The 17,379-nt window shown below is 68.8% G+C and carries 20 protein-coding genes; 6 read left to right on the forward strand and 14 right to left on the reverse strand.

The window, feature by feature from the left end:
• Positions 1-5: 5 nt before the first annotated feature.
• Positions 6-1,028: a DUF418 domain-containing protein gene (locus tag AC3EO7_RS24860; RefSeq protein WP_435592516.1), complete on the reverse strand. Its 1,023-nt coding sequence runs from the start codon at positions 1,026-1,028 to the stop codon at positions 6-8.
• 202 nt (positions 1,029-1,230) lie between these two features.
• Between AC3EO7_RS24860 and AC3EO7_RS24865 the strand changes: the two genes are divergently transcribed.
• Complete coding sequence (locus tag AC3EO7_RS24865; RefSeq protein WP_431962236.1) at positions 1,231-1,710, forward strand: MarR family winged helix-turn-helix transcriptional regulator; 480 nt, start codon at positions 1,231-1,233, stop codon at positions 1,708-1,710.
• Positions 1,707-2,087, forward strand: a complete 381-nt coding sequence (locus tag AC3EO7_RS24870) for a DUF5313 family protein (protein ID WP_431962234.1) — start codon at positions 1,707-1,709, stop codon at positions 2,085-2,087. The genes AC3EO7_RS24865 and AC3EO7_RS24870 overlap by 4 nt, the downstream gene beginning before the upstream one ends.
• Position 2,088: 1 nt before the next feature.
• Here AC3EO7_RS24870 and AC3EO7_RS24875 read toward each other — a convergent pair whose 3' ends face one another.
• The gene (locus AC3EO7_RS24875; RefSeq protein ID WP_435592517.1) at positions 2,089-3,312 is read right to left on the reverse strand and encodes a cytochrome P450; all 1,224 of its coding nucleotides are present in this window, start codon (positions 3,310-3,312) and stop codon (positions 2,089-2,091) included.
• Between the two features lie 226 nt (positions 3,313-3,538).
• Between AC3EO7_RS24875 and AC3EO7_RS24880 the strand changes: the two genes are divergently transcribed.
• On the forward strand, positions 3,539-4,093 hold the full coding sequence (locus AC3EO7_RS24880; RefSeq protein ID WP_431962230.1) for a TetR/AcrR family transcriptional regulator: 555 nt from the start codon (positions 3,539-3,541) through the stop codon (positions 4,091-4,093).
• A 54-nt stretch (positions 4,094-4,147) separates the two neighbouring features.
• Here the strand turns inward: AC3EO7_RS24880 and AC3EO7_RS24885 are convergent, their stop codons facing one another.
• The 10 genes from AC3EO7_RS24885 to AC3EO7_RS24930 form a co-directional block, all read right to left on the reverse strand.
• The gene (locus AC3EO7_RS24885) at positions 4,148-4,966 is read right to left on the reverse strand and encodes a hypothetical protein (protein ID WP_431962228.1); all 819 of its coding nucleotides are present in this window, start codon (positions 4,964-4,966) and stop codon (positions 4,148-4,150) included.
• A gap of 223 nt (positions 4,967-5,189) precedes the next feature.
• A complete protein-coding gene (locus AC3EO7_RS24890) occupies positions 5,190-6,146 on the reverse strand; it encodes an MlaD family protein (protein ID WP_431962226.1) in 957 nt (318 codons plus the stop codon).
• Positions 6,143-7,210: an MlaD family protein gene (locus AC3EO7_RS24895; RefSeq protein WP_435592518.1), complete on the reverse strand. Its 1,068-nt coding sequence runs from the start codon at positions 7,208-7,210 to the stop codon at positions 6,143-6,145. Before AC3EO7_RS24895 ends, AC3EO7_RS24890 begins: the two co-directional genes overlap by 4 nt.
• Positions 7,207-8,310 carry an MlaD family protein gene (locus AC3EO7_RS24900; RefSeq protein ID WP_435592519.1) on the reverse strand — a complete coding sequence of 368 codons (1,104 nt, stop codon included), beginning with the start codon at positions 8,308-8,310 and terminating at the stop codon, positions 7,207-7,209. The genes AC3EO7_RS24895 and AC3EO7_RS24900 overlap by 4 nt, the downstream gene beginning before the upstream one ends.
• Positions 8,310-9,356, reverse strand: coding sequence for an MlaD family protein (locus tag AC3EO7_RS24905; RefSeq protein WP_435592520.1), 1,047 nt, complete (start codon positions 9,354-9,356; stop codon positions 8,310-8,312). The genes AC3EO7_RS24900 and AC3EO7_RS24905 overlap by 1 nt, the downstream gene beginning before the upstream one ends.
• Positions 9,344-10,348, reverse strand: coding sequence for an MlaD family protein (locus AC3EO7_RS24910; protein ID WP_435592521.1), 1,005 nt, complete (start codon positions 10,346-10,348; stop codon positions 9,344-9,346). Before AC3EO7_RS24910 ends, AC3EO7_RS24905 begins: the two co-directional genes overlap by 13 nt.
• Positions 10,345-11,379 carry an MlaD family protein gene (locus AC3EO7_RS24915; RefSeq protein WP_435592522.1) on the reverse strand — a complete coding sequence of 345 codons (1,035 nt, stop codon included), beginning with the start codon at positions 11,377-11,379 and terminating at the stop codon, positions 10,345-10,347. The genes AC3EO7_RS24910 and AC3EO7_RS24915 overlap by 4 nt, the downstream gene beginning before the upstream one ends.
• Positions 11,380-11,382: 3 nt before the next feature.
• A complete protein-coding gene (locus AC3EO7_RS24920) occupies positions 11,383-12,249 on the reverse strand; it encodes an MlaE family ABC transporter permease (RefSeq protein WP_357458190.1) in 867 nt (288 codons plus the stop codon).
• Positions 12,249-13,094, reverse strand: coding sequence for an ABC transporter permease (locus AC3EO7_RS24925; protein WP_435592523.1), 846 nt, complete (start codon positions 13,092-13,094; stop codon positions 12,249-12,251). Before AC3EO7_RS24925 ends, AC3EO7_RS24920 begins: the two co-directional genes overlap by 1 nt.
• A gap of 197 nt (positions 13,095-13,291) precedes the next feature.
• Entirely contained in the window at positions 13,292-14,383 is a 1,092-nt protein-coding gene (locus AC3EO7_RS24930) for a calcium:cation antiporter (protein WP_435592524.1), read from the reverse strand.
• 53 nt (positions 14,384-14,436) lie between these two features.
• Between AC3EO7_RS24930 and AC3EO7_RS24935 the strand changes: the two genes are divergently transcribed.
• Positions 14,437-14,820: a DUF4377 domain-containing protein gene (locus AC3EO7_RS24935; RefSeq protein ID WP_431962210.1), complete on the forward strand. Its 384-nt coding sequence runs from the start codon at positions 14,437-14,439 to the stop codon at positions 14,818-14,820.
• Here the strand turns inward: AC3EO7_RS24935 and AC3EO7_RS24940 are convergent.
• Positions 14,777-15,031 carry an NUDIX domain-containing protein gene (locus tag AC3EO7_RS24940; RefSeq protein ID WP_431962208.1) on the reverse strand — a complete coding sequence of 85 codons (255 nt, stop codon included), beginning with the start codon at positions 15,029-15,031 and terminating at the stop codon, positions 14,777-14,779. The two genes, AC3EO7_RS24935 and AC3EO7_RS24940, sit on opposite strands and share 44 nt — an antisense overlap.
• 3 nt (positions 15,032-15,034) lie before the next feature.
• Positions 15,035-15,430: a nitroreductase/quinone reductase family protein gene (locus tag AC3EO7_RS24945; protein WP_431962206.1), complete on the reverse strand. Its 396-nt coding sequence runs from the start codon at positions 15,428-15,430 to the stop codon at positions 15,035-15,037.
• A 177-nt stretch (positions 15,431-15,607) separates the two neighbouring features.
• On the opposite strand from AC3EO7_RS24945, the gene AC3EO7_RS24950 reads away from it, so the two are divergent.
• Both AC3EO7_RS24950 and AC3EO7_RS24955 read left to right on the forward strand, forming a co-directional pair.
• Positions 15,608-16,279, forward strand: coding sequence for a phosphate signaling complex PhoU family protein (locus tag AC3EO7_RS24950; protein ID WP_431962204.1), 672 nt, complete (start codon positions 15,608-15,610; stop codon positions 16,277-16,279).
• Positions 16,280-16,579: 300 nt separating this feature from the next.
• A complete protein-coding gene (locus AC3EO7_RS24955) occupies positions 16,580-17,344 on the forward strand; it encodes an HNH endonuclease family protein (protein WP_435592525.1) in 765 nt (254 codons plus the stop codon).
• Positions 17,345-17,379 lie beyond the last annotated feature (35 nt).

Here is a 17,379-nt window from a genome sequence, read left to right on the forward strand (position 1 = left end):
TCGGGTCACCTGCGCGGCAGACCGATCGCGGCCACGCCTTCCGGCTCGGTCTTGCCGAGTGGGACGATCCGCCACCAGGTGACGCACCGCCACACCCATTCCAGCGGGCCGTATCGGAACCAGGACAGCCACAGGTAACTGACGAAGGCCTGGAAGACGACGATGCCCGCGGCGAGACCGAGCAGCGCGGGATAGCGGGTGGTGCCGCCCAGACGCAGGTGCGGCTCCGCGAGCAGGATCAGCGCCGTGGCCGACACGTAGTTCGTCAGCGCCATGCGCCCCATCGGCTCGAGCACCTCGGCGAGCACTTCGAAGTATCCGGTGCGCAGCACGAGCAACAGGCCGGTCAGGTAGGTGAGCGCGCCGAACAGGCCCGCGATCGGCTCGATGGAGCTGGTCCACAGCTCCAGATACGGTGTGCGCCACTCCCATACGGCAGCCACCAGCGCGGCGGGCAGCGCGAGCGCGAAGACCGCCGCGAGCTGCCAGGTTCGGCCGCGCAGGTCGACGACGAGACCGTGACGGCCCGCGGCCAGGCCGAGCAGGAACAGGCCGGGTACCAGGGCGAGTCCGCCGCCGAGGGTGAGCGCCACGCCCACCGTGCCCACCAGGCCCGCGGCCAGAATCAGCCACAGCGGCAGAGCGGACGCGGGCAGCAGGAACACCGCTCCCACGGCCGCGTACGGCAGCAGCGCCTCCCCCGGCTGGAACCTCTGGTGCGCCAGCCCGAGCACGCCGAGCGCGATCAGCCTGCGCGCCACCGCGAGTCGCGGACGCGCGGTCCGCTCGGCGGCGCGGTCCAGGAACAGCGCGAAGCTCAGGCCGAACAGGAACGCGAAGATCGGGAAGAAGCGCCCCTCGACCAGCACCGACAGAGCGTGCCGGAGCGGGTCCATGGCCTCGCCGGAGGGAACGGTGGCCGTCATGTCGGTCATCTGCCAGATGATGACCACCGGCATTCCGCACAGGGCGAACCCGCGCACGGCGTCCAGTTCGCGAATGCGCTCACGCGGGGAGACGTCGTACATGCCCCGACAGTAGCGGCGGAGTCGGCGGAATTCGGTCAACCGGCCTGCGGACGGCCGGAGCGGCGGAAATGCGCGTCGACGGTGCGGGGTCGGGCGAAGTCCGTCGGAGCAGCGGCGGAGCCGTCCGAGGGAGATGTCCCGCACATACACTTAACGCACTAACTATTTGTGCGTTAACCTAGCCGGGGCCCGAGGAGGAACCGTGGAGACCGAGATCGAGGACCCGCTGCGGCTGGACCGGCAGGTGTGTTTCGCGTTGGCCGTGGCCAATCGCGCGGTGCTCGCCGTCTATCGCCCGCTGTTGGAGCCGCTCGGGCTGACGCACCCGCAGTACCTGGTGATGCTCGCGCTGTGGGGCGAGGCGCCGATGTCGGTGAAAGAGATCGCCGAGGCCATCCAGCTCGATTCGCCGACCCTCTCGCCACTGCTCAAGCGCCTGGAGTCGGCCGGACTGATCAGCAGAGGGCGCGACCCGCGCGACGAGCGGAACCTGGTCATCGACCTGACCGAGGCGGGCGCCGCGCTGCGCGCGCAGGCCGAACGCATTCCGCCCGCGGTGGTGCAGCGCCTCGGCGTCACCCTGGCCGACCTCGAAGAACTGCGTGACGTGCTGACCAGGGTCAACGAGGCCGCCCGCCGGTCGGTGCTCGCCGACCCCGCATCGACAGGAGCCGACGCATGACAGGCGCCCGCCGCCGCCCCAACCCCGTCGAGTGGATCGGCTACGCCTTCGGGCGCAGGCTGCCCGATTCGCTGCACGACTGGGTGCGCGAGGACCTGACCGGAAAGCACGCCGTCGCACGCCATCTGGTGCGCGGCATGGTTCCCTTCACGCCGCTGTTCGCGGTGTTCCTTTTCTTCCCCGGCGAGCTGTGGTTGCGCGGGTCGATGGTGCTGCTCGCCATGCTGCTCGCGCTGTTCTACACCGCCGCGTTCATGCCGATGAACCGCGCGCACCGTCTGACCGAGCACGGGCTGCCCGCCGATCTGGAGAACCCGGAGCGGGCGCGCAGGCGCGCGCTGGAACGCGCACGCTACGCCGCCCAGCACCCGCACTGAGTCAACGGAGGACGAGCGCGAGTCGCGCGTGCCTGCGCACGAAGACGCTCGGAACCCACTGGGCCGCACCGCCTTCCGGAGCCAGCTCGAACGACGCGGTACCGGCGAGCAGCGCGCCGAGCGCGACCCGCGCCTCGAGCCGGGCCAACGCGGCGCCGACGCAGAAATGCACGCCCTTGCCGAACGCGAGATGACCGCGTTGGACGGCGCGATCCAAGCGGAGCCGATCGGCGTCGGGAAAGACGGCTGGGTCGCGATTCGCCGCGCCCCAGAGCAGGAGCAGGTGCGCGCCCGAGGGCAGGTCGACGCCGCCGAGCGTGGTGTCCGCGACGACGTGCCGGTGGTGGGCGCGGAACGGCGACTCCACCCGCAGCACCTCCTCGAGAAAGTCCGGCAGCAGGTCCGGATCCTCCCGAAGCCGTTGTTGTAGAGCCGAATCGGCGGCGAGCAAGCGGACGGCATTGCCGATCAGGCCCGCGGTCGACTCCCCGCCCGCACCGACCAGCTGCACCAGCATCAGCACCGCGACCTGCGGCTCGAGATCGCCCGCGGCGCACGCTCGCGCCAGATCGCCGAGCAGATCGTCGCCGGGCGCCGCGCACGACGCGGTGAACGCCTGATGCAGATAGCCGGCGAGCTCGGTCGCCGCGGTGATCACGATCCCGAGCCGATCGGTGGTGACCACCCCGCCGAGCAGTTCGGTGGAGGCGTAGCCCCACTCCACCAGGCGCGGAACGTCCGCGTCGGGCAGCCCGATCAGACCCGCGACCATGGTCATCGGAAGACGGTCGGCCATCGCCGCCATCCACTCGATGCGATCGCCGTCCACTCCCTCGACCCACAGCCGGCGCACGTTCGCCGCCATCGTGGGCTCCAGTGCGCGAATGCGTTTCGCGACGAGCGCGGGCAGCACCAGTTTGCGCTGGCGCAGGTGCTCCGGATCGTCGGCGGTGGCGAGCACGTGCACCGCCTGCCCGTCGCCGTCCATGTCGAAGACGGCGGCCGAGCCGTCGGGCTGGTGCACCAGCGCGGCGGTCAGGCGCGAAGAGAAGTCGGCGGGGCGGGTGGTCGCCTCCACGACGAGATCCCAGCGGCTCACCAGGTAGAAATCGGTGCCGTCCACCCGGTGCACCGGCGCCGTGCGGCGCAGCCGCTCGTAGAGGGGATACGGGTCGTCGAGCGACCCCGGGTCGAACAGGTCGATCTCGTCCACTGCGCGGGTCATCCGCTCCGCCTTTCGCACTCCGACAGCGATGTCGCACACCAGGTTTCGCCGTCGCGGCAGCCCGCGTCAATGGCTTGGGAAAAGTGAGATTCGCGGCCGGAAACGCCTGGTCAGAAGCCGTCTCGCGCCCCCTCCTCCAGCTGCGGCCCCGCGTGGTCGCACTTGGCGAGATGTCTCACCGTGAGACAAAATACTTCGACCGTATCCGCCGAGAAACGAGGTCGCGATGTCCGGACAACCCGACTGGCTGGCCGGTGGCGATCGCCGCGCGCTGGCGGTCGAACGCATTCACGCCGCCGCGGCCGATCTCATCGCCCGCGACGGTATGGCCGGGCTGAGCATCGAGCGCGTCGCGACGGAGGCGGGCTGCTCACGCGCCACCGTCTACCGCTATGTCGGCGGGAAGTCGGCGCTGCGCGAGGCGGTCCTCGCCGGTGCGACGGCCCGCATCGGGGAGACCATCGCCGCCGCGATCGCCGGGACGACGGGCGCCGAGCGCGTCGCGGGCGCGATCCTCGCCGCGCTCGACGCGGTACGCGCCGACCGCGTCGCGGTCGCCTTCCTCAACGGCGCCGCCCCGCGCGAGGTCGAGCGATTCCTGGCGAGCAACCCGCGGCTCGCGCAGGCCGCCTCCGCGCTCACCGCCACCGGCGACGACCCCGCCGCCGGGCAGTGGATCGTCCGGGTGGTCCTGTCGCTGTTGTTCTGGCCAGCAGGCGATTACGCGGCGGAGCGGGCCCTGGTCGATCGATTCGTCGTGCCGGTCTTCGCCACGGCATAACCGCTGCGCACACCGCGGCATCGTCGCCACGACGCACCGCGACGGCGTTCTCGCTCACTCACCTGCAGGCGGTCCCGGCACCACCGGCGGCGCGGCCGGGACCGGCAACGGGAAGAACTGGGGCAGGACCGGAGGCACGGGGCCGACCGGCGGCCCAGCGGGCGCGACCGGCGGCCCGGCAGGCGCGGGCGCGAAAGGCGGCGCGGCAGGTCCTGGCGCGACCGGCGGCGCAGGGAGTCCTGGCGCGATCGGAGGCGCGGGGACGACGACCGGCGGCACCGGTCCGCCCACGCCCTGTTCCTGCGCCACGCAGATCCACCGGCCGTCCGGGGACAGGCCCCACTGGGCGATGATGCCGTCGTGCGAACAATCGTCGCCGACCTGGTGATCCTCGCGCGCCTGCTCCTGCGGCAGGCAGACCCACTCGCCGTCCGGGGCGTGGCCCCACTGCGCGGTGATCCCGTCGTGCGAGCAATCGTCGCCGACGCGGTGCGGTTCGTGACCCTGGCCCTGCGGCACGCACGTCCACTGCCCCTCGCGCAGATCCCACTGCGCGGTGATGCCGCCCGCCGAGCAGTCGTCGCCGATCCGGCGAGCGGGCTGCGGGGTCGCCGACGCGAAGGCGGTCGGACGGGCGGTCGTGGCCATCGGCGTGGTGCGCGCGGTGGGACTGGCTGCCGTCGTTTTGGCGGTGAACGAGGGCGTCAGCGGCGTCGGCCCGTCGTCCGATTCCGGATCCGAACGCAGCACGAGTCCGATCGCCACCACCACCGCGAGTGTCGCGGCGATGGCCGCCGCGATCACGAGAACGCGAGTGTTGTTCGACCCTTCGTCATAGCCATAGGGCGCAGGGCCACCGCCGGACTCCACCATCGCACCGCCTTCGCTGCCGAACAGAGAACACCGTCACGAGTAGTCGATCTTTCCCGGCAGGTTACCCGAAGGTCGCTGACACGAAGTCCAACCACCCGAAGCCCGTGTTCTCTCTGCTCAACAGCCATCCGATGAAACGATTCACCGGTTGCCACGCAGAACTGCCAGACGCTTCCGCGCTGCGAGGCGTGTGTCGGTTCTGCGAGACCTCTTGCGAGGCCGGTTATTTGATGGCGACGCGAACCTGAATCGCGTCGTCGTCGGTGCTGTGCAGCGCTTGGCCGATCAGGGTGCTCAGGTCGAGTTGGGGCGCGGCGGAGGTCGCCGCGTCCGCGAGCGGTCGCAGGCCCGGGATGAGTTCGCGCAGTTCGGGGCCCGCTTCGCGGAGCCATGCCGTGAGCTTTTCGAGGAAGGGCACGACACCGCCGCCCTCGAGGTACCTCTCCGGACTGCCCTGCGCGGTGACCAGGCGGCCGACCGCCTCGACGAGCTCGTCGAGCGCCTGGCCGAAGCGCACCAGGCCGGGTGCGCCCGCCGCGGTCGCCGGGCCTGCCCATTCGATGTCGGCGGCGGCGAGCTGGAAGCTGTTGATCAGCTCGGCGATCTTCGGCGCCCTGGTCATGATGGTCGAGGCGAGCAGATCACCGGACCTGGCGAGCTCGGGCATCACGGATTCGGTGCCGGTGACGGACTTGCTCATGGTCTCCACCAGCGAGCCGACCACCGCCGGATCGAGCTGGTTCATGGTCTTGGTGACCATGCGCGCCACCTCGGCGACGGACAGCGGCGTCCGGACGTCCTCGGTGTCCAGGCGCTGGCCGTCGCGCAGGTACGGTCCGCTGTCGCCCTTCGGAACGAACTGCACGTACGGCTCGCCGAGCGCCGACAGATGTTCGATGGTGACGACGCTCGCGGTGGGCACCCGGTGCGCGGCGTCGACGCGGAAGCCGACCTCGACACCGGCGGCGGTGTTGTCCACCGAGGTGACGTCGCCGATCTCGATGCCGGTCAACAGGATCGGCGAACCGACGCCGAGCCCGCCGGAGTTCTTCAGCACCATGGTGGCGTGGGTGTAGTCGGCGAACGGATCGAACCGCACCACGCCGAAGGTCAGGTAGGCCGCGCCGAGGATCATGATGGCGGCGATGCCGCCGAGCGAGGCCAGCGAACCGATCTTCATCGGACAGCTCCGATCATGCGCAGGGTCTGAACGATGCGGTCGACCTGCTCCTGCTCCGCGACGGGACTCGCGTCCACCCGCACGCCGGTGACGTTCACCTTCGGCCCGCGCTCGACGAACGGAATGATCTTGTCCCGCAGCAGCGCGACCAGCATGGCCAGATTCGAGGGGTTGCGCAGATCCAGCGGTCCGCCGGTGGCCAGCGGCACGAACGCCATGGCTGCCGCGTCGCCGGACTGTACGAGCGGCGCGAGCCACACCAGCGATTGGCCGACCGGGCCGAGCTCGTGGAAGATCTTCGTCACGCCGTCGATGGATTGCGTCGCGGCGCCGAGGCGGTCCACCGACGCCGCGCTGAGGATGTTGTCCAGCTCCGGCTGCACCTTGTGCAGCACTTCGGCGTTGTTGGCGAGACCGTAGAGCAACTTGTCCACCTGGTCGAGGTTGGCGGCCAGGTCGGCGGCGTCGGCGCCCATCACGCCCGCGATCCGCGCGGTCTCCTTCGGGTCCTGCGGCAGCACCGAGTTGAACCGGTTGATGATGTCCTGCAACTGGCCGACCGCGCCGCCCTGTACGAAGAACGCCATCGCCGCCATCGTGTCCTCCAGCTGCACAGGAGGTTTCGTGTGATCCAGATCGATGGTGCCGCCCGGTTCGAGCAGCGAGCCGAAGCCGTCCGGCGGGGTGGTCAGCGCGATGTGGATGTCACCGAGCACCGTGTTCTGGCGCAGCTCCGCGATCGTGTTCGACGGCAGCCGTACCGATTTCGCGAGGTCGATATCCACGACGACGTACCCGCCGCGGCCCTGCCGCGCCTCGGCCGCGGGCACCACGGTGACCTTCTCGACGGCGCCGACCTGCGCGCCGTTGGCGATGACCTTCGCACGGGCGGGCAGGTTCAGCACGTTCGCGAACTCGATCCGGACGCGGTAGGTCGGCCCCGACACCGAGGTGCCAGGCACAGGCACCGAGGACGGGTCGAAGGCGCAGCCGCCGAGCAGGACCGAGGCCGCCAGCGCCAGCGCGATCCCGGTGCACCGCACGGTTTTCCGCCGTTCGATCATCGGGCACCCGCCAATCCCAGCACCAGCTGCACCAGTTCCACGTTCACCATGCCGTTCTCGACGCCTGCGCACCGGCCGGGCGACGCCGCGTTCAGGGCCGCGCACACTTGCTCGGCGTTCTGCTGCGGGATCGCCACCTTCGGCGGGGCGTAGGTCAGGCTCGCCGCGCCGGTCTCCGGATCGGCGACGCTGCGCAGCGCGGAGGCGAACACCGGTGTGGTGAGCACGATCTCGCGCAACGAGCCGACGTTGGCGCGCAGCAGCTTCAGCATCGGCACCGCCCGGTCGAGCAGGGTGAGGATCTGGTCGCCGAACGAGTTCGTGATGTCGTTCAGCATCGGCAGCACATCGGCCAAGCCGTCGAACAGCTGCGCGCCGGGGATCAGCAGGTCATCGCTCGCTTGATTCAGCACGGGCCCGACGCGCACCAGCATGGTCTGCAGGTCGCCCCAGTACTGGTTCACCTTCTGCGAGACCGAGGCGAACGCGTCGAAAATGCCTGCGAGGTGACCGATGTCGGCGTCCGGCGATTTCAGCGCCGAACCCAGCTTGCGGATCAGCTCGTTGATCTGAGAGCCGGTGCCCGCCGTCGCCCTGTCCAGCGCCGTGAGCCCGTTGGCCAGCGAATGGGGCTGGGACGGGTCGGGCCCCACGATCTGGTCGGAAAGTTGCGCTAGCGCCGTGAGGGTCTCGGTGAGGCTCTTCGGGGTCAGCGTCTTGGTGATGCACTGCGCACTGTTCCAGCGCTCCAGGTTGGTTCCGCTGGCCAGCACGGCGAGTTCCCGGTCGGCGACGACGGTGTCGGACACCGTGGTGGCCGAGGCGTCGGCGTACACCGGGTGGTCGGCGTCGACCTCGAAATCGACCCGCACGTTCCCGCCCTGGTTGCGCACCGAGGTGACGCTGCCGACCGTGATGCCGCGCATGGTCACCTGGTTGCCCTGGTACAGACCGATGCTGTCGGGCATGATCGCGCAATAGGATTCGGTCTTCTTCATCGGATCGAAGACCACGAAGTAACCGGCCACCCCGAGCAGCGCGATGACCGCGACGCCCGCGATCGACATGAACGCCTGTGTGCCGAGCAGCTTCTTCAGCATCAGCACTCCTTCCCCGGCACCGGCACGCACACCGACGACAGATCCAGACCAGAGGGAGCGGGCACCGTCGTCTCCGGGCGGTCGAGCACGATGCCCTCCTCCGGGATCACCAGCGACCGCAGCTTCTCGCCGAGCTGCTGGGTGCTCGCGATCATCGGTTCGAGCTTGCCGCCCATCTCCTCGAGCCGCGGCAGCGCGTCGGCCAGCTGCTGCGCCCTCGGCTTCAGGGTGGCGTCCCAGGCGGGTGCGAGCGCGGCCAGCCGCTGTACCACGCTGTTGAGCAGCGCGATCGACTCGCGCAGTTCCGCGCGCTTGTCGATGAGCACGGTCTCCAGCAGGTTGACGTTGTCCATCAGCCTGCCCAGGTCGGTCTTCGCGCCGTCGTACATGGTGACGTATTCGTCCGCCACCGCGATGGCGTTGGAGACCTGGGCGCGCTGGCGGTCGATGGCGTCGATGTAGCCGCCGACCATGTCCAGCGTGGTGCGCAGGGTGTCCGGGGCGGAGGAGAGCGAGTCGTCCAGCGCGGACAGGTTGCGCCGCAGCGTGTCACCGTCGAGCTCGTTCAGCGGCGTCGTCGCGTCCTGGAAGGTCTGGATCAGGCTGTAGGGCAGGCGGACTCGATCCGCGGGGATCGGCTTCTTGCCCAGCGGCGCGTCTCCCGCGGGGAACAGCGCGACATAGTGCCCGCCCACCACCGTGAGCATGCGGATGTCCAGGGATGTCTTGTCACCGAGGAACACATCGGATTTCACGGTGAACTTCATGACCACCCGGTCCGGCTTCAGCTCGAGCGAATCCACCGAACCCACCGGGACTCCGGCGAGGCGCACATCGTCGCCTGTCTTCACCGACTGCGCCTCCGACAGTTCGGCCGTGTAGGTGGTCTTGCCGAACGGCACCGCGTACAGCACGCCCGCCGCGACCATGCCGAGCACGACGAGCGCCGCGCCGAGGACACCGAGCCGAATCTCCTTGTGCCGCTTGGCCGCGTCGTCGAGGATCGGCCGGTCACCGCCGAACCAGCGGGAAATCACGCCTGGCATATCGCCACCTTCTGTCCTGCTACCAGCACGCGCACCGGCGCGGGCAGCTCGGCCGCGCCCTTGCTGCACTCCGGCCGCCAGCCTGCGACGGTGCGTGGCAGTGCGTTGTCCACCGACTGGAGCAGGCCGGGCAGCCGGCCGAAAACCTCGACCGCTTGCTCCGGATCGGGGAACAGGCCGCGGATCATCGCGTCGATGTCCTGGCCGCTGTGCGGGTCGAGCCCGAGCGTGGCCAGCAGCCGGTCCAGCGGACCGAGCACCGCGGGCGCGGACATCGCGAAATCGGCGAGCCCGCCGATGTTGGCCTGGAGGGACTGGAAGACGTCGCTGAGCCTGGCCAGTAGCGGCACCAGGTAGTGCACCCGCCCGCCGACCCGGTCGGCGATGTCGGACATGTTCTTCACCAGCTGACCGATCACCTGCTGGCGGTCGCCCACGTACTGGCTGAGCTTGCCGATCGCCTCCATCGCGGGACCGATGCCGGTGCCGTCGCCCTCGATCACCGCGAGCATGCTCTCGGCGAACTGGTTGACCGCTTCCGGCGACAGCGTCGCGAGCACCGGCTTCAGACCGTTGAACAGGCTGGTCACATCGAACGACGGCACCGTCATGTCGGCGCCGATCAGCGCGTCGGCCGCTAGGCGCACACCGGGATTCGGCTGTTGCTGGAGATCGATGTACCGCTGCCCCGTCAGGTTCTGGTACCGGATGGCAAGCGTGCTGTTGTCGTAGATCGGCGTCGCCGTCCGGACGGTGAGATGGACCTTCGCCTTCACCCCGTCGAGCGAGATCTTCTCGACCTTGCCCACCTGCACGCCGTACATGCGCACGTCGTCGCCGACCTTCAGGCCGTTGGCGTCGGTGAACAGCGCGTCGTGCGCCTGGGTTTCGCCGGACACCGGCCGCTTGATCGCGGTGAGCACCAGCGCGAGCACCACCGCCATCACCGCGGCGAACAGACCGAGGCGCCATGCCGCGCCGCGCACCGTCATCGCACACCTCCCTGGCCGAGCAGCGGCACCGCGATACCGGGCACGCCCTGCAGGTCGACCTCCAGATTCAGCACCGGCCCGTCCGGCGACTCCGGCATCGCCGCGCGCAAACGCTCCAGCAGCAGGCGCAATTCGGCCGCCGACTGCTGCGGCCGCGGCACCATCTGGGCGAGCACGCTCAGCAGCGGGGCCAGCATGTCGGTGGCCTCGGCCAGCTGTCCGCCCGCGGTGCTCACCGTGGTGGCGAGGCCGGGCAGGATCTGTCCGGTGAGGGCGGCGACGCCGACGTCGTAGCGGTCCTTGTCGGTCTGCACGATCCTGATGTCGTGGATCTGGTCCAGGATCTGGATCGTCGCGCCCGCGAAGTCGCCGCCGCCGTCGAAGGCCGGGCCCAGCCTGCCCATCAGCTCGGAGGCGGGCATGGTCTGGTTGTCGGCGATGGTCCGCGCCACCGTGATCAGCGCCTGCACCAGCGGCGTGAACGCCTTGAAGTCCGCCGAGACCTGCGCGATGACGGTCGCCAGCTGCGGGCTGAAGACCGACGCGCTCACCTGCGACAGGCTGCGCAGGATGCTGCCCATCGTGGCGTCGTAGACGCCTGCGGCGCGCGGTCCGGTCAGGTCGATCTCGGCATCCTGGCGCAGCGGCGAACCGCCTGGCCCGCGGCGCAGTTCGAGTTCGCTGATGCCGAACAGATTGGCGGGCGCGTAGTCGACCAGCAGCGAGTCGTCGATGCCGTACAGCCGGGAGTCGTCCAGCCGCAAGGTGATTCGCTGGGTGCCGCGCTCGGCGGGCGCGATTCGCGCCACCTCGCCGACCAGCACGCCGTCCAGGCGCACCTGGGTGCCCTCGGTGACGCCGTCGCCGATCTGCTCGGTGCGCAGCGCGATGCGCAGGCCGTCTTCCGAACGCACGGTGCGGTAGAGCGCGGTGGTCAGCGCGACCACCCCGATCAGCGCGACGATCACCAATCCGATCGTGCGCGAACGTTTCTTGTCCGCGGCGACGCCGGGCAAGCCGTACTCAGGCAATGTTCACCCCGTGAAGCTGATCGCCGTGTTGAAACCCCACAGCACGATGGACAGCACCATGTCGATGGCGATGATCGCCACGAAACTGGTGCGCACCGCACGGCCCGACGCGATGCCGACGCCCTCGGGGCCGCCTTTCGCGAAGAAGCCGTAATAGCTGTGCACGAGAATCACCACGGTGCCGAAGATGGCGACCTTGATCACCGCGGCGATCACGTCGAATCCGGACACGAATTGGAAGAAGTAGTGGTCGTAGACGCCCGCGGATTGGCCGTGCACCAGCGTGATGAGGCCGCGGCAGGCGAGGTAGGACAGGATCAGCGCGATCAGGAAGGTCGGCACGATGGCCAGCGCGCCCGCGATCACCCGGGTGGTCACCACGAACGGCACCGACCGCAAGCCGAGCGATTCGATCGCGTCGATCTCCTCGGAGATGCGCATGGAGCCGATCTCGGCGGTGATCCGGCAACCCGCCTGCGCGGCGAAGCCGACGGCGGCCGCGATCGGGGCGAGTTCGCGGGTCGTCGCGTAGGCCGACACGATGCCGGTGACCGGGCCCATGCCGAGCATGTCCAGGGTGGCGAAGGATTCGACGCCGACCGAGGCGCCCATCACCAGGCCGAGCACGACCATCATGGGCACCGTGCCGCCGCCGACCACGATGGAGCCGCGGCCCCATGTCATGTTCGTGATGGCGCGCATGGTCTCCGCGCGATAGCGCTGCAACGTCAGCGGAATGGACGAGAGCACCTGCCAGACGAACACCGCGACGAAGCCGAGCGAATCGATCGCCCGCAGCACGCGGCTGCCGCGACGGAAGTAGCGCGCGACGGGAGCGAGTCCCTTCGGGACGTAGGAGGAGACAGCCATCACGCCAGCCTCGTGGGCAGGAACATCGCGGTCACCTGCGTCAGCAACAGATTCACGCACACGATCGACACCACCGACAACACCACCGCCGCGTTCACCGCGTCGGCCACACCCCGCGGACCGCCCTTGGCCTCCAACCCCCGCTGGCACGCGATGGTCACCACCACGAACCCGAAGATCAACGCCTTCACCAACGACACCCACACATCGGCGGCCGTGGTGAACGAACCGAACGTCGCCCAATAACTGCCCGGCGTGACCCCTTGTCCGCCGATCGCCACCGCGTATCCCGCCAGCACACCCACGAAAATGATCAACACGTTCAACAGCGGCGCGACCACCAGCATCGCCACCATCCGCGGAATCACCAACCGATGGATCGGCGAGATCCCCATCGTGTGCAACGCATCGATCTCCTCCCGAATCGTGCGCGCACCCAGATCCGCCGCGATCGCCGCCGCCCCCGCGCCGCCGAGCAGGAACCCCGTCGCCATCGGCGCACCCTGCTTGATCACGCCCAGACCACCGGTCGCACCCAGCAGCGAATCCGCGCCCAACGTATGAATCAGATTCCCCACCTGAATCGAGACGATCACTCCGAACGGGATCGCCATCAAGATCGCGGGCACCGTCGTCACCGTGATCAACCGCCACGCCTGCACGATCGCCTCACGCCACTGGAACTCCCGGCGCGCGATATCACCGACCGTTCCGGTGACCGACTCCTGCGCGATACCCACCGCACGACCGAACGTCCGCAGCGACGACACCATCGTGTCGGAGAAATTCTTGCGAACGATCATGGTCGCGGATTCGCGATCGGCGGTGCGGATTTCCGGGGTCATAGACCAGACCCGCGTGCCGCGCTTTCCGCACGGGAGATGTCGAAATTCATGGCGCTCTCCGAATCCGGCGTCAATGCCAACATCCGTCAAGCTAATCGGTACTCTGCGTCACAACAAAATTCGGATGCTGTGACGCTGACCACTGATCAACCGTTCAGGTAAACGCTCCCGGTTATCCGTGAGACGCATCACTATGACTAGGGACTGACGGCGAGGAACACAAAAGCCGAGAACAGAGCCAGATGGACACCACCTTGCAGAAGGGTGGCGCGACCTGGAACGACGGTCAGCACGCCGACGACCACCGTCAGCGCGAGCAGAACCATCTGCGTCGCACCCAGTCCGAGCACCAGAGGACCCTGTAGCCAGATAGTTGCTACAGCGATGGCCGGGATGGTCAGGCCGATGCTGGCCATCGCCGAGCCCAGCGCCAGGTTCAGGCTGATCTGCACCTGATCGCGGCGCGCGGCACGCACCGCAGCGAGCGTCTCGGGCAGCAGCACCAACAGCGCGATCGCCACACCCACCGCCGCGGGCGGCAGGCCCGCGTTCGCCACCGCCGATTCGATGGTCGGCGAGACCACTTTCGCCAGACCGACCACTCCGACCAGCGCGACCAGCAACAACCCCAGGCTGGCGAGCGTCGCCCGGACGGAGGGCCGCGCGTCGTGCGCGCCGTCGCCGGTGACCACGCCGTCACCCTCCACCGGGAGGAAGTCGTCGCGGTGGCGCACCGTCTGAACCATCACGAACAGGCCGTACAGCGCGAGCGAGGCGACCGCGGCGAAGGCGAGCTGCGCGGGCGAGAACTCCGGGCCTGGCACGCTCGAGGTGAAGGTCGGCAGCACCAGGCTCAGCGTGGCCAGCGTCGCCACCGTGGCCAGCGCGGCGCCGGTGCCTTCCGCGTTGAACACCGCTATGCGCCTGCGCAGCGCGCCGACCAGCAAGGCCAGGCCGAAGATGCCGTTGCAGGTGATCATCACCGCGGCGAAGACGGTGTCGCGGGCCAGGGTGGCGGACTTCTCGCCGCCGGAGATCATCAGCGTCACGATGAGCGCGACCTCGATCACCGTCACGGCGACCGCGAGCACCAGCGATCCGAACGGCTTCCCCACCCGGTGCGCGACGACCTCGGCATGATGCACGGCGGCGAGCACCGATCCCGCGAGAAACAGTGCGACCACGATCACTCCCGCTGTCGGCAGGCTTCGGCCCCAGGCGGCGACCAAGGCGAGTGCGGCGAGGAGAGGGACGAACGAGGTCCAGCGGGTTGTCAACGCACGGATCATGTCTTCCATCGTCCCAGCTATCTCCGCGCACCCCGATCGGTATCATCGGGGGGATGCAGCAACGACTCCACAAGGCCGTCGCCGCGAGCATCCTGCTCGCCCCGCTGCTGGCCGCGTGCACCACCGCACCGCAGGCCCAACCATTCCTCGCCGCGGCCACGACCAGCGAATCCGTGGAACGCGACGGAACCTTCGTGATCGATGTCGCGCCACAGACCATGCGGTGCACCGGCGTCGCACCGATGGACTGCCTCCAGATCCGCCGCGGCCACAACGGCCCGTGGGAGTTGTTCTACGGCTCGATCACGGATTTCGAGTTTCAGCCTGGCTACCGCTACCGCCTGCGCATCGAACAGACCCCCGTGGACAACCCACCCGCCGACGCACCATCGGTCACGTGGCGCCTGGTCGAAGTGCTCGACAAACAGCCCGCTTAGGTGGGCCCGTCTCCTCGGCGACCTCGCGCACGACGGCCGACGCGGCCGACTCGCCCAGCTCGATGGCGCCGCCCGGCAGTCCCCACTGGCCGTCGTCGCTGCGACGTTGCATGAGCACACGCCCGTCGGCCACCACACATGCCGCGGCGTACGCCAATTGGATGTGGTCGTGGCCGACCCGCTCGCGCAGCCAGCGAATGTAGTCGGCCACGCCTCAGTCGGTGAGGTCTACGCGGACGGTCAGCAGGTCGGTGCCGACGAGGCGGACGGCGGCGCTGTTGGCGCGCGGGAGTTGGCGCAGGCGGGCGCGGGCGTCGTCTTCGGGGAGCAGGTGGGCGGTGCCGGTGTGCCAGCGACCGTGCAGCCGCACGCGAACCCGATTGTCGGCTTTGATGTTCCGGATGTACTGCGAGCGTTCGCCGAACTCGGAGACCAGCCAGAACTGATCGCCGGTCCGGCGGCCGCCGATCGGGGTGATGCGCGGCTCGCCGCTCACCCTGCCTGTCGTCTCGAGCAGCTGCTGGCTCGGCAGCCTGCGCAGAATCGGATTGCCGACCCAGCGCTGGAAGGTGGTCACCAGACGGTGTTGCACATCGTCCCTCTTCGGCATACGCCGACCGTAACACCGGAGAGGGCGAGCGACACGAAGGCCACGTGATACGCATACGCTATTTTCACTGCACACCGCCACTTTCGCGGATCATCCGATACGACGCGTACGCTATCGCCATACCGGGCAGTGCGAATCGTTTCCCTGCTCGCCCCGGCATAAGCGAGAATTTGCCCCGTGCGGACCCAGTTCACCCACGAGCTCAACGCGTTGACGAACGATCTGACGCTGATGTGCCGACTCGCCCACGACACCGTCGAGCGCGTCACCGACGCCATCGCGGGCGCCGACCTCGCCGTCACCTACGAGGTTTTCGCCCTCGACGAGCAGCTACAGAAGATGTATGGCGCGTGCGAGGCGCGGACGGTGGTGCTGCTCGCACTGCAGGCACCGGTGGCCAGGGATCTGCGGCATGTGGTGACGGCGATCCAGATCGCCAACGAGCTGTCCCGCATCGGCTGGCTCACCAGCCGCGTCGCCGACCAGGTCTACCGAAGTCATCCGAACCACGTGGCACCGCAACCCATCCTGGACGTGCTGACCGAGCTCGGCACGTTCGCGGCGCACCGCACCGCCCTCGCCGGGGAGGCCGTGGCCACCGCCCACCAGTCCGCCGACGCCGAACAGGTCACCGCGGCGCTCACCGATCTGCGCACGCGCCTGCACGCGGCGTTGATCGATCCGGAGCGCACGCAGCCGGCGACCGCCGCGATCGACCTCGCACTGCTCGGCAATTACCTGGAGCGCTGCGTCGACCACACCACGCGCATCGAGCGGCTGATCCGGTTCCTCGACACCGGAGTTCCGCCGATGGCACAGCCCGCGGACCCGGAGCCGGACGAGGCCTGAGCACAGCGAGATAGTCCACGTACCGACGCCACTCACCCGATGACCTCGGCGCGAGGACGGCGACCCACGCGTGACGCTGGCAGCCGAACGACTCCGTCGAGGCGAGTGTGCCGAACCTCATACGCGGCGTTGGCATTCCGACATAGCCGAGACAAGGTACCTTGGCGCCCGCGATAATTGCACGAGGTAGGCGTTAGGAAACAACTCGATGAAGTTCACGGCCCGGCAATCGTCCCTCTGGCAACCGGTGGCCGGGAGAGTCATCGGCACCACGCCGGTCCCGTGCGATGGGGGATCGCTGTGAAGTGGATCGCATCCCGCAAGATGGTGGCCGTTGTCGCACCGATCGTCTGCACTCTCTTGCTGACCGCCGCATGCACCGCTTCTCGCGGTACCGACAGCAAACCTCCGGTCTCGCCCGGACAGCAGATTTCGGTGTCCGCCAAGGAAGTCCGCGACCTGCTCGCGAAACTCGCTGTCGCGCAGGAGGCGCCGATGACCGGGTACAGCCGCGAGAAGTTCCCGCATTGGGATACCAACAAGCCCGAACACGGTTTCGGCGCTGACTTCACGCAATACAGTCGCTGCACCACGCGGGAAGTGATGATGCTGCGCGACGCCGTCGGCTCGGTCCGGCTCGATCCCAAAACCTGTGAGCTCACGATCGGTTCCGACGGGGGCTGGCGCGATCAGTACGGCGTCCTGGACAGCAAGACCGGACAGCTCAAAGAGTACAAGTGGATCACCGACCCGTCCGGTGTCGACGCCGAGCACATCGTCCCGCTGGCCGAGGCGTGGCGATCCGGAGCGGCCACCCGTGACGAGGACACGCGCCGCCGCATCGCGAACGACGCGATCAACCTCGTCGCCTCCGACCCATCGGCCAACAGGTCGAAGGGCGATCAGGACGCCGCGAACTATCTGCCGCCGGGAAACTTCCGGTGCGGCTATATCGGTCACTACCTCCAGATCAAAGTAAAATACGGCTTGACCATCGACCCTGCCGAACAATCCGCGCTGCGCGCCGCAGTCGACGACTGCGTCAGCCGAGGAGGATTCAGATAATCGACATCATCGAGATCTCCGCCAAGGCCGCCGTC

This window comes from Nocardia sp. bgisy118 (assembly GCF_057708605.1).